Genomic DNA, 12,080 nt, shown 5'->3' with positions numbered 1-12,080 from the left:
AAAACGAGGTAAAAAGGATGTCCTATCTAGCTCCTTCAGAATTCGTTACCAAACTGGTAGATGCTGGCGAAGCCAAGGTCTACATGAGTACACGAGACACGCTCATCCGGGCGTTCATGGCCGGTGCAACTCTGGCCCTCGCGGTTATTTTCGCGGTGACCATTGCCGTGCAGACCGGCTCCTTCCTTTTGGGTGCGCTGCTTTTCCCGGTTGGTTTCTGCATGCTTTACCTGATGGGTTACGACCTGCTGACCGGCGTATTCACCCTGGTACCCCTTGCCCTTCTGGACAAGCGCCCCGGGGTGACTTTCCCGCGCATGCTCAAATGCTGGGGTCTGGTCGGTCTTGGTAACCTTGGCGGTGCGCTGTTCATCGCTGTTTTCGGCTACCTGAACTTTTCCATGGGCGGCTCCGAAGCCATTAACGCTGTCGGCGAGAAAATGATGGCCGTTGGTGAATCAAGAACCGTTGGTTATCAGGATGCTGGCCTTGCGGGCTGGATCGTTCTGTTCCTGCGCGGCATGTTCTGTAACTGGATGGTGTCCATGGGCGTTGTTGGTGCAACCATCTCTACCCACGTTTCCGGTAAGATCATGGCCATGTGGATGCCGATCATTGTGTTCTTCTTCCTTGGTTTCGAGCACTCAGTCGTTAACATGTTCCTGTTCCCGATTGGCCTGATGATGGGCGCTGATTTCACCCTGTATCAGTACATCATGTGGAATGAGATCCCCACCGTTCTGGGTAACCTCGTTGGCGGCCTGACTCTGGTTGGCCTGGTGCTGTACACCACTCACGTTCGCACTGCGCCGAAGCGCCAGTTCAAGGACGTTAAAGCATCAAGCAAAGAGCGCGTAGCCGCTTAATAACGGCACTGGTATTGCCCGGGGGAGTCTTTAGCTACAGGCTTCTCCGGGCAAACTGCCTATCTCAATATGACCCAACCTCTTACTCTCTCCACCGGTCGGTATGCCAGTAAAGGCACAAAACCGATCCAACAGGATTTCTCCGCCTGTGTTGTGCCGAAAGGCGCAACGCTCGACATGAAAGGCGCGGCCTTCGCCATAGCAGATGGCATCAGCTCAAGCGACGTCAGCCAGATTGCCAGCGAAACTGCCGTTACCAGCTTTCTGGAAGACTACGTCTGTACCTCCGAGGCCTGGTCCGTCAGGACGGCAGCCGAGAGAGTACTTTTGGCAACCAATTCCTGGCTGTATTCACAAACCCGTAATGGCCCATCCCGCTACGACCCCAACCGAGGGTACGTCTGCACCTTTAGCGGGCTGATCATCAAAGCCAGCACCGCTCACGTGATTCACGTTGGCGATAGCCGGGTTTACCGCCTGAGAGATAAGGCATTGGAACAGCTGACTCACGATCACCGTCTCTGGGCTTCTGAAACCGAGAGTTACCTGAGCCGTGCCCTGGGTGTGAATGACCAGCTGGAAATCGACCACCGCGCTGAGACGGTTCGCCAAGGGGACGTATTCTTCCTCAGCACCGACGGCGTTCACGAGCATTGCAAAACAAAACAGATCATTGAAGCCGTCGATCGATACGCCGATGATCTGGATCAAGCAGCAGAGCATCTGGTTGAGCTGGCCCTCGAACAGGGCAGCGATGACAACCTCACTGTCCAGATTGTTCGGGTGGATGCGCTTCCCGAAAGCGACCGGCCAGCACTTGACCACCAGATAGAGAACCTGCCCTTTCCACCCATGCTTGAGCCCCGGAATGAATTCGACGGGCACACCATTCTTCGGGAGCTGCACAGTAATAGCCGGAGCCACGTCTATCTGGCCGTTGATAATGCATCCGACACCCAGGTTGTCCTGAAAACCCCATCCATCGACCTGCGCGACGACCCGCAGTATCTGGAAGGGCTGTTGATGGAAGAATGGATTGCCAGGCGTGTAAACAGCGCTCACGTGATGAAAGCAGGTCTGCCAGACCGGCCACGCCATTACCTTTACACCGCCATGGAATACATTGAGGGGCAAACCCTCAGACAATGGCTGAATGACAACCCGGAACCTGATCTGGAGACGGTACGGGGCATCGTTGAACAGGTTGCCCGAGGACTCTATGCCCTGCATCGAATGGAAATCCTGCACCAGGACATTCGCCCGGAGAATCTGATGCTGGATAATCAGGGAACCGTAAAGATTATCGATTTCGGCGCTGCCCAGGTCGCTGGCATCCTCGAGGCATCCGAGCTCGGCCCTACCGAATTCCCCGGCACGGCCCTTTTTATGGCGCCGGAATATTTCCTGGGCGAGACCGGCACCACCCGCTCGGATCTGTTTTCACTGGGAGTGCTTGCCTATCACCTGCTGAGCGGTGACTTTCCCTACGGGACAGGAATGGCAAAATGCCGTACCGCGACGGCTCAGCGAAGGCTTATCTACCAGTCGGTTCTGGACGACGACCGGGAAATCCCTTCCTGGATCGACCAGACGCTGCGAAAAGCGGTGCAGGTCAACCCGGAAAAGCGCTATCAGGAGCTGTCCGAGTTCATCCATGACTTGCGACACCCCAACCCGGAATTTCTCAGTCAGACGCGGCCGCCTCTACTCGAGCGCAATCCGGTTGCCTTCTGGCAGGGCGTTTCTGCCATCCTGGCAGCGATCGTCGTCTTTCTTCTGGCGAGATAGCGTCACGAAGGTTCCGTCGCCGGCGGCCGAATGACCACCATTGCCACGCCGATGATCGACAAGGTGCCCCCGGCCATGGCCAGCAACCCCAAACGCTCATCGAATAGCAGGAAGGCTTCCAGAGCCGTTACGGGTGGAACCAGATAGAACAGGCTGGCCACCTGTGAGGCCGCACCGCGACGAATCAGCCACATCAGAAGCAGAATGGCACCAATGGATACGCCCAGAACCAACCAGGCCATGGAGAGGATCAGGGGCAGCGCCCACTCCACTTCCCGGGTTTCGAAGCTGAAAGCGCCAATGGCAAATAACGTCGCCGCCGCGGAATACTGGATGAACGTGCCTGATACCAGATCCGCCTTGGTACCCCGACGTTTCTGGTAAACCGTGCCCAGCGAGATACCACCCAGAGACAGGGCTGCCCATATCAGCGTCCAGGCTGGGAAACTCCCGCCGGCCTCGCTGGCCACGAACTTTTCCAGCAACACCAGAGACACGCCGATCAGGCCCAACATCAGCCCCAGCCACTGTCGAACGGAAACCCGTTCCTTCAGCACTGCTATGGCGACCGCAGACGTCACCAGCGGCTGCAATCCCACGATCAGGGAAATAATCCCCGAGGGCATACCGCCCTGAATGGCATAGTAGACGCCGCCCAGATAACACCCATGAACCAGCACACCGGTCACCGCCAGGTGCCCAGCCGCGCGGATACCGGGCCAGCGGGGTTTCAGAATCCACGCCAATACCCCGAGCAAAGCGAGGGTAAACAGCATTCGAATCAGCAGCAACGTAAAGGGTTCCGCGTAAGGCAGCCCGTATTTGGCGCCAATGAACCCGGTGCTCCACAACCACACGAACAAGGCGGGAATACCAATCGAGAACAATGCCGAAGATCGGGGGTTCGCTGACATGTTATTGAACCGGCGAGAAGTGGGTCTGTTTGGCCAGCTGCGCCGCAACGTCGCTGCACACCTGCTCAGGTGTATATCCGGCAGCCTCGACCGTGATCTGGCTGTAGCGCTTGTATAACGCAAATCGTTCCTGAAACAGATCGTCCAGAGACTGGTCAGGGTGGCGGGAAATACCGCGTAAACTGTAATCGCCGATTCGACGTTCTACTTCATCGAGCGGAATGTTCAGAAACACCACGATGCCACGGGCCGACAAATGCGCCATCGCCGCTTCGCTATAAACGGCGCTGCCTCCCGTTGAGATGACATGCCCCTGAACATCCAGGGTCTGCAACACCCTGGCCTCGACGTCACGAAGTGCCGCATACCCCTGAGTATCCACAATCGTCTGCAAGGTTTGCCCGGTTTCCTGCTGAATAACCAGGTCGGTATCGGTAAACCCCAAGCCAAGCCGTTTGGCCAGCAGAACACCCACGGTGCTCTTGCCGCTGCCTGGCATGCCAATCAGTACTACATTAACCGGGCCCAAATTTGCTCTCCTCAGGCAGTGGAATCTGCTTTAAAAGTACAACCCGTAACACATTCAGACAAAGGCGCCATTTTCTAAGCCCCTGAAATTCGTTTACTCTTGCACTTATCGAATTCTGAGACGTGAACACCCATGGGTTGGACTCGCCATCTAAACCGCCAACTTGTCTTTTGTCTGGCCAGCACCCTGTTGGCCAGCCTGCTGTCGTCCGCCACCCTGGCTGGTGACGTTAAAAAAATTGTTCACCCCGACGGCTCAATTGAATTCACCAACGTGGGCGAGTCCAGTAACAAACGTGCATCCACAAAAGACGAAGTGGTCTACCGTTATCGGAATGACCAGGGCGTAGTCGCCTTCAGCGAAGTCCAGCCCGCAGGCGCCAGCTTTGAAGTCATTCGTTTCCACTGCTTTGCCTGCGACCCCGATTCCAGCGTCGACTGGCGCAAGACCCCGCTGTTTGTCGAACCCTATGCCGACGAAATTGCAGTCGCGGCTGAGGAGTTCGGCGTCGATCCCGCCCTGGTCAGAGCGGTGATTCATGCCGAATCGGCCTTCAACGAGTCCGCGATCTCCCCGGCCGGCGCTCAGGGCCTGATGCAACTGATGCCAGCCACCGCCCAGGAACTGGGCGTGACAGACGCGATGTCGGCTAACCACAACATTCGCGGCGGTGTTCACTACCTGGCCAAGATGCTCCAGCGGTTTGGCGGCGACATTACCCTGGCAACCGCCGCCTACAACGCCGGCCCCGGCGCAGTTGGCCGCTACGGTGGTGTACCGCCCTATGCCGAAACCAAGGCCTATGTGAATCGGGTCGGCATATTGCACGAACGCTACGCAAGCAACTGATTGTCTACCCGAACGCCAGCCAGGCTCCGACCAGCAGCATCAGGCTGCCTGCAACACGGTTTACCGTCCTGACACCGCCACCACGATTCAAGGCCCGCCGCAGACCTTTACCACCGTGGGCGTATATCTGCAGACAAATAAACTCCAGCAGCAGAATAATCAGGATCAGCGCTGTCAATTGGGGCGCCATGGGGATGTCGCTGTCCAGAAACGGTGGCAACAAGGCCACAAAGAAGGCCCAGCCCTTGGGGTTGGCAATGGCCGTTACGAACCCCTGAATGGCCAACTGTAAACGAGACGCCTGACGGCTACTGGTATCTTCTTCCTCGGGCATGGCCATTCGCCCACGAGAGCGCCACATCTGAATCCCGAGCCACGCCAGGTAAGCGCCACCTGCGTATTTGAACACGGCAAAAGCCGTGGGGTACTGCAGCATAAATGCCGCCACCCCCACCGCAGCAGAGGTTGCCACAACCGCAACCCCAAGCAGCTCGCCCACCATCATCCACAAGGCCCGGCGAACCCCGATGGTAATACCCATAGACAAGGCCAGCGTCATGCACATGCCGGGGGTAATCGACACCACAAAAAAGGTTGGGATAAAGGCCGATAACAGTGACCAGTTCAATGTCAGCACAGAAGATGTCTCTTAATTTATTCGTATTTTCAGGGAATTAGTATGAAGTCCCTAAATAAGGTCGCTAGGCTCTCCACCATTGCACGGAAGCACCAACGCCAAAAACAACACAGGTTCCGTTTTTAGAGGTACTCACGGAACCAAGCTAAGGCTTTTCTTCTCGGAGAAGCATTTCCATGAATTTCTCAAACCGTCTTTTTCTGGTTTCCGGTCTTTTTGCACTTCCCAATCCGTGCGCGACGACATAGCGACTGGATTTAGTCAGTGTTTCAAAAAATTGTTTCGCCTTCGGATTGCTATCCAGTGCCGCTATAAAGTCCGGAGGCACTTCCATTTCACTCGCCGTATAGGCATTCTCCCAACGGCCATCAGCTTTGGCAGCACGAACATGAGCAAGACCAGCCTCCGTCATCATACCCTCGCCTATCAAGCGCTCCGCATGTTCTCTATTCCTCTTTGACCAGGCGCTTCTAGCTTTTCTTGGGGTGATTCTCTGGAAATAGGATTGATCATCGATTGATTTCTTAACACCGTCGATCCAACCCCAACACAGTGCCTCAATCACAACGTCATCCCAATTCACGCTGGGAATATCAGTTCCTTTTTTAAAAATCTTCACCCACAACTCGGTCTCGGTTGCGTGGTTAATCTTGAGCCACTGACCGAGATCTTTTGGTGTTGCGAAGGTCATGACTTTCGTTGGATTTATCTCAGGCATGAAACTGACTCTTAGACGGCATAGCGCAACATTCAGGAGTGAACAACGCTAACTAAACCACTGTGCCATAAACACATAAGCTGAACTTTGAACCAAGACCGCCAAGTGTTGAGAATCCCTCTTAAATGCTTATTTATGTGATTTTCTCAAAGATTTTTCATACTAACCATTTGAAAGACTGTTGTAAGAACTTGTCTGCATTTTCAGTGACGATTTCACCATGCGCCATGACCAATATTTTCGGATTCCAAGACAACAACCTGTTGAGGTGTTTTCGCGCGTCCGCTTTTCCAAACGTGAAGCTTAAACGCCAATCCAAAGGCATTTTCCCATTAGGGGCGAGTATACCAGCACCTTTCGCCACAACCCGTTGCCAGTAGTTAAAGTCCTTACCTGAAAAGTTCTCAACGAGGTCAGTAACAATTAACGCACCTGAACTCCTATGGTAAAAAACACATTCTTCCATCAGCGGAGAACCAGAAAACAGTTCTTGTTCAATGTCTGGTTCCCAAGCATAGCTTTTCGGGTTATCAAGAGAGGCATGAAAAGCGATATCACTACGCTTTTTAATCACCTCGTTTGTCCCATAGACTTCTGCGTTTGGATAGGTCGCAATCCATTCAGATATGAATAAGTGGTGTAAATGATTGGGGGCAATTAAATATTTAACACGACCTAGACTGTCAATTTGCTCTGCAATTGACTTGGATAATTTGATTGGACTATGAACCCATAGCTCTCCGCTAGAAAGCCTAACAACCGTCATTCGAGTGGAAAAAGGCAAACAAAAGAACTGAACAGGTTCACCATCAAATATCCATATTTCATGCGCTAGTTTTTCCATAACTCACTCTTTCAAGGGCTGATCTCAGGTTTCAGGCCCGCTTCAGTTAGCGCCGCGGCAATGCCGTCAGCCATCTTGCGATAGCCGCTAGCATTGGGGTGAATCCGGTCTGCCCGCAGACCTTCGTCAGAGAGTACTTCGGAGAAAATACCGTCGATCAGCAGAATGCGCTCTTCCTCGGCCAGCTCCGCATAGATGGGCGAGTCTGACAGGCTGCCCACACTGGCGCCAAACACGGAAAACTCTGGTACCGCGACAAGCGCAGGTATGGCTCCGGACCGGCGCACGGCGGTAATTATTTCCCGAAGATGCTCCTTCACCTGATTAGCAGACTGGCGACGCAAAAAATCATTACCGCCCAGTTCCACTATCACCAGGTCCGGTTCGTGTTTCTGGAGCAGTCCGCCGATGCGTCCACGTGCTTCTCTCGCCGTGTCACCGGGTATACCGGCATTGACGACCGTCCAACCGGTGTCCTTTGCCAGCAGTGAAGGGAAGTCTTCGCCCTTTCCGGCTCCAGTTCCATGGGTGACGCTGTTCCCGAATGCCAGCACAACTGAGTCCTGCGCCAGAGGCTGATAGCGAGGCGAAGAATCACTGCAGGCAGTGATTAGGAGAAACAGCGCCAGTAACACCGGCATTCTCAATCGCTGTGCCGCGTCGGCGATGGCATGCTGGGCATTCAAGATGCACACTCCCGTCCAAGTCATCTGTGCTTAACGATAAGCTTGCGCCTGAACGGACGCAACTGCTGAATCCCACAGTAAGAATCGCAGTTTCATCTTCACGAGACCTATCAAATACAAAGAGTTGGCACCGTCCTTAAGGTAGCTCTCGCAGTTCCGGGTGGTCGAAAAGCGAGCATTCGAGTAAGGCGGTCGATGCCAATAGACTGTCTTGCGTTTGAGGCTATGGGAGGTCAGGCGTTGTGGGGTACACATCCACGAAGAAAGTAAATGCCTGAGAAATTAGTAAAAAGGTAGCGGGCATGCAAGACTGATCCGTTACCCCAGCAGACTGTTCTGTTGGGCCAGGTAAACCTACGTATGAGCCCTACCAAAGTAAGTGAGCATGATCCAACGCAAGACCCAACCTATGTAATCGATACAAATCTCAATCTGGTCGAGGCGAATGATGCCTGGCGTGACTTCGCCACAGACAACAACGGTGAGACACTGCTGCGCGAGGGTGCGCGGATCAATGTTCTTGAAGCGATGGATGGATCGCAAAAAGCACGCTGGGAAGCTCTCTATAAGGCATTGTTGCGCGGTGATATTGCGCGACACACTGAACGCCTGTCGTGCCCCTCCCCGACACTACGTCGAGAGTATGAACTCACCATTGAACCACGCTTTTCTGACTCGAATGAGGTTGCATACCTCGAACATCGATTACGCCTGCTGTCCTCAAAGCCAGCCGCGAGGCTTCCCGGGATACACGTACCCGGCCCAGAAACGCCGACTTCAGAGCCAGGTGTAGAGAAACATGCCGTTTCGATACAAAGTAAGTGTCTCCCGCTGCACGGCAACGGGGGTGACGCTGTCTGGACGCACCATGAAACTGACACACGCGCCTGGTGGCTAATCGCTGACGCGATGGGGCATGACGAGCGGTCGAACCGCGCTGTGCAGTGTGTGAGGGCCCTTGTCGCCGAAAACTTGGGCGGTTCGCCGCAATCGGTTGTCCAAAAGGTCAACGACCGCTTCATCCAGGCCTACCGGAACGATGAAGGCCGGATGTTTGTGTCAGGGATTCTATGTCTGATAGACATGGACCTTCACAAGATCAGTATTGCGACATTCGGCCATCAGGGATTGCTGACAACGAATATGGGCGCGGTCAAGCTTGAGGGTGGGATGCCGGTCGGCGTTCTGTCCGATGCGGGGCCATGGCCCGAGCAGGTTCTCGATACTCGGGCAATCGGGAAACGAGGCATGGTATTCACTGACGGTTTATTCGAGCAATTCAATGATACGGGCGAGATGTACTCCATCGAACGCCTCTATCAGGCGTTTATGGAAACTCAGGATTCATCCTTGGCTGAAAGCATGGACCGGATTTTCCGATCCGTTGAGCGTTTTCGTGATGGTGCTCCGGTCAAAGACGACAGAACCCTGCTGGGATTTGAGTTTTCGGGTTAGTGACAGGCTAAGATGCGGCCATGAAATTATCGCGGATTCTGAGTAATCAGAACGGGGTTAGTCGCAAACAGGCCAATGGTCTCCTTGCGGCCGGCCTTGTTCAGGTCGATGGCACCCCCTGTAGTGAGCCTGCTCAGGAAGTCAGCCGTTTCTCGACGGTCACCTGTCAGGGGCACATCGTTCAGGCCGGGGCTGTCGCCCATTACCTGATGCTATACAAGCCCGCTGGCATTTTGAGCGCCACAACAGATACCACTCACTCCACTGTGATGGATCTCATTGATACCAGCCACTACCCCGAATTACACATTGCCGGCAGGTTGGATCGTGCCAGTACCGGGCTCATGCTTCTTACCAATGATGGCCAGTGGTCGCGAACCCTGACGGAGCCAGATTCTGAAAAGCCAAAGGTCTATCGGGTAACCACAGCGTATGAGTTCTCGCCCGACACGGTGGACCGGTTTGCGGCAGGCATATGGTTCGAATACGAGCAATTGACGACCCGGCCCGCAACTCTGGAACCTTTGTCAGGCCGCGTCGCAAAACTGACACTCTACGAAGGCCGTTACCACCAGATAAAACGCATGTTCCATGCGGTTGGCAATCGCGTCGTCGCTTTACATCGGGAACAAATTGGCGACATTGAACTGGACCACACACTGGCTCCCGGAGACTATCGTACTTTGACCCAACAGGAGATCGACAGCGTCAACCAGGTCTGACTGCGCTATGCTTCAGTCATTCCCCATGACATTCCAAGGAATGCTGTCCTCATGGCAGACGCCCAAAGCAACCCGTTACAAGACCCTCCCCGTCCGCTAAGGCATCTGAGCATCTATCTGGTTGGTCTGGTTAAAGGCCGACTGTGGCTGAAAGTTCTGGTCGGAATGTTTCTTGGCCTTGTCGTCGGAACCCTTCTGGGCCCATCGGTCGGCCTGGTGGAACCTGAACGCGGCTTGCTGATTGGCAACTGGCTGGCCTTTCCAGGCCAGCTCTTTCTTGCCACCATCCAGATGATCGTGATTCCCCTGGTCATTGCCTCGGTGGTGCGCGGCCTGGCCGCCAGTGAAAACCTGGAGCAACTGCGAAAGCTTGGCTTCCGAGTGACCAGTTTCTTCGTTGTTACCACGGCCATGGCGGCCGCAATCGGCCTTTGGGTCGGGTCTGTGCTCAACCCTGGCAGCATGATGGAAGGCCTGACGCTACCCGCCGGCGAGGCGGGCGCCGGTGCAGCCGCACCCGTGCCTTCGGTGATGGAACTGCCCCAGGCGTTACTCGGCCTTCTGCCCGGCAACCCGCTGGATGCCATGGTCGAAGGCCAGATGCTTCAGGTCGTGATTTTCTCGATCATCGTGGGAGTCGCACTTGTCAGCATGCCTGAGGAAAAATCCCGCCCCATGCTGGACCTGCTGGATTCCCTGCAACAGGTCTGTATGACCGTCGTAAAGTGGGCCATGAAACTGGCGCCCTACGCGGTTTTCGGCCTCATGGCGCAACTGACCACCACGATCGGGTTCCAGGCGATGCTCGGCATGGCGTCTTACGTTGCCACAGTACTAATTGGGCTTCTTCTGTTGATGGGCGTTTATATGCTGATCCTTCGCTTTCTGGTGGGAGATTCACCGTCCGCGTTTCTGCGCAACACTCGTGACGTCCTGCTGCTTGCGTTTTCGACCTCCAGCTCCGCCGCCGTCATGCCTCTTTCGATTCGCACCGCGGAAGACAAGCTCAAGGTACGGCCATCGATTTCCCAGTTCGTCATTCCACTGGGCGCCACCATTAATATGAATGGCACCGCCCTGTACCAGGCAGTGGCAACGATTTTTCTGGCCCAGGTTTATGGGATTGATCTGAGCATGGGCAGCATGGCACTGGTGGTTGCCATGGCCGTCGGTGCATCCATTGGTTCACCCGCGACACCCGGCGTGGGTATCGTAATTCTGGCCATGGTTCTTCAGACTGTAGGGGTTCCCCCTGCCGGGATCGCTCTGATCATGGGCGTTGATCGCATTCTGGACATGTGCCGAACCGCCATCAACGTCACCGGAGATCTTCTTACCTGCCGGATCATGGAACGACTGGCTCCAGACCAAGCAATTCGAGGAGAACCATGACCGAACTTAAGTTAGACATTGTGTCCGATATCGCCTGCCCCTGGTGCGCCATTGGCTACGCCAGACTGCAGAAGGCCATGGAGGCATTGCAAAATGAAGTGGACTTCGAAATCCAGTGGCACGCCTTCGAGTTGAACCCGGATCCAGCTGCCGAAGCAGAACCCATCCTGCCCGCCCTTGCCAAAAAGTACGGTCGGTCTGAACAGGAAATGGAGGAAGCCCAGTCACAGATGATCGCGATTGCCACGGATCTGGGGCTGAACTTTGAAAAGATGCAGCAACGCTATACCCGCAATACCTTCGACGCCCATCGCCTGGTGAAATGGGCCGAAGAGCAGGGAAAGCAGACGGCAATGAAACTGGCTTGTTTCGATGCCTACTTTGGGGACGCAGCGAACATCTCGGACCCGGAGGTCCTCGCCGATTGTGCGGAAAACGCAGGATTGGATGGAAATCAGGCCCGGGACATTCTGTCTTCAGATCTATACGCCGAAGCCGTTCGCCAGGACGAAGCAAAATATCAGCAGGCTGGCGTTTCCGCCGTGCCGGCTTTTATCGTCAACGAGAAGTACCTGATTTCAGGGGCTCAGGAACCCGAAACCCTGATTCAGGCATTCCGGGAAATTTCACAGGAAGCCTGAGCACCTGCCGAGGATGCCCCGTTTTCCGGGGCATCCTCG

Annotated in this window: 13 protein-coding genes; 7 read left to right on the top strand and 6 right to left on the bottom strand. The window is 54.9% G+C overall.

Annotation, left to right across the window (positions count from 1 at the left end; all coding sequences use genetic code 11):
* Positions 1-17: 17 nt before the first annotated feature.
* Together QLQ17_RS05815 and QLQ17_RS05810 are read left to right on the top strand one after the other, a co-directional pair.
* A complete protein-coding gene (locus tag QLQ17_RS05815) occupies positions 18-866 on the top strand; it encodes a formate/nitrite transporter family protein (RefSeq protein ID WP_283208600.1) in 849 nt (282 codons plus the stop codon).
* Between the two features lie 69 nt (positions 867-935).
* Positions 936-2,654, top strand: a complete 1,719-nt coding sequence (locus tag QLQ17_RS05810) for a bifunctional protein-serine/threonine kinase/phosphatase (RefSeq protein ID WP_283208599.1) — start codon at positions 936-938, stop codon at positions 2,652-2,654.
* 2 nt (positions 2,655-2,656) lie between these two features.
* Here QLQ17_RS05810 and QLQ17_RS05805 read toward each other — a convergent pair whose 3' ends face one another.
* Positions 2,657-3,568 carry a DMT family transporter gene (locus QLQ17_RS05805; RefSeq protein ID WP_283208598.1) on the bottom strand — a complete coding sequence of 304 codons (912 nt, stop codon included), beginning with the start codon at positions 3,566-3,568 and terminating at the stop codon, positions 2,657-2,659.
* Between the two features lies 1 nt (position 3,569).
* Positions 3,570-4,097: a shikimate kinase gene (locus QLQ17_RS05800; RefSeq protein ID WP_283208597.1), complete on the bottom strand. Its 528-nt coding sequence runs from the start codon at positions 4,095-4,097 to the stop codon at positions 3,570-3,572.
* 132 nt (positions 4,098-4,229) lie between these two features.
* Here QLQ17_RS05800 and QLQ17_RS05795 point away from each other — a divergent pair, with 132 nt between their 5' ends.
* Positions 4,230-4,946 (top strand): lytic transglycosylase domain-containing protein, encoded by a 717-nt coding sequence (locus QLQ17_RS05795; protein ID WP_283208596.1) that lies wholly within the window; start codon positions 4,230-4,232, stop codon positions 4,944-4,946.
* Between the two features lie 4 nt (positions 4,947-4,950).
* Here the strand turns inward: QLQ17_RS05795 and QLQ17_RS05790 are convergent, their stop codons facing one another.
* The 4 genes from QLQ17_RS05790 to QLQ17_RS05775 all read right to left on the bottom strand — a co-directional run bounded on the left by QLQ17_RS05790 (position 4,951) and on the right by QLQ17_RS05775 (position 7,831).
* The gene (locus tag QLQ17_RS05790) at positions 4,951-5,583 is read right to left on the bottom strand and encodes a LysE family translocator (protein ID WP_283208595.1); all 633 of its coding nucleotides are present in this window, start codon (positions 5,581-5,583) and stop codon (positions 4,951-4,953) included.
* A gap of 145 nt (positions 5,584-5,728) precedes the next feature.
* Entirely contained in the window at positions 5,729-6,301 is a 573-nt protein-coding gene (locus QLQ17_RS05785) for a YdeI/OmpD-associated family protein (protein WP_283208594.1), read from the bottom strand.
* Positions 6,302-6,458: 157 nt separating this feature from the next.
* On the bottom strand, positions 6,459-7,145 hold the full coding sequence (locus QLQ17_RS05780) for a DUF4336 domain-containing protein (protein WP_283208593.1): 687 nt from the start codon (positions 7,143-7,145) through the stop codon (positions 6,459-6,461).
* 11 nt (positions 7,146-7,156) lie between these two features.
* Positions 7,157-7,831 (bottom strand): GDSL-type esterase/lipase family protein, encoded by a 675-nt coding sequence (locus QLQ17_RS05775; protein ID WP_283208592.1) that lies wholly within the window; start codon positions 7,829-7,831, stop codon positions 7,157-7,159.
* 360 nt (positions 7,832-8,191) lie between these two features.
* On the opposite strand from QLQ17_RS05775, the gene QLQ17_RS05770 reads away from it, so the two are divergent.
* From QLQ17_RS05770 to QLQ17_RS05755, 4 genes are read left to right on the top strand one after another with little or no spacing between them, the layout of a single operon-like run.
* Positions 8,192-9,286 carry a PP2C family protein-serine/threonine phosphatase gene (locus QLQ17_RS05770; protein WP_283208591.1) on the top strand — a complete coding sequence of 365 codons (1,095 nt, stop codon included), beginning with the start codon at positions 8,192-8,194 and terminating at the stop codon, positions 9,284-9,286.
* Positions 9,287-9,306: 20 nt separating this feature from the next.
* Positions 9,307-10,008, top strand: a complete 702-nt coding sequence (locus QLQ17_RS05765) for a pseudouridine synthase (RefSeq protein ID WP_283208590.1) — start codon at positions 9,307-9,309, stop codon at positions 10,006-10,008.
* Between the two features lie 51 nt (positions 10,009-10,059).
* On the top strand, positions 10,060-11,400 hold the full coding sequence (locus tag QLQ17_RS05760) for a dicarboxylate/amino acid:cation symporter (RefSeq protein WP_283208589.1): 1,341 nt from the start codon (positions 10,060-10,062) through the stop codon (positions 11,398-11,400).
* Positions 11,397-12,041 (top strand): DsbA family oxidoreductase, encoded by a 645-nt coding sequence (locus tag QLQ17_RS05755; RefSeq protein ID WP_283208588.1) that lies wholly within the window; start codon positions 11,397-11,399, stop codon positions 12,039-12,041. The genes QLQ17_RS05760 and QLQ17_RS05755 overlap by 4 nt, the downstream gene beginning before the upstream one ends.
* The last annotated feature ends 39 nt before the right edge of the window (positions 12,042-12,080 follow it).

It is taken from the genome of Marinobacter sp. CHS3-4 (assembly GCF_030053415.1).
In the GTDB taxonomy this organism is placed as follows: Bacteria; Pseudomonadota; Gammaproteobacteria; order Pseudomonadales; family Oleiphilaceae; genus Marinobacter.
This window is presented reverse-complemented; position numbering and strand designations above follow the sequence as displayed.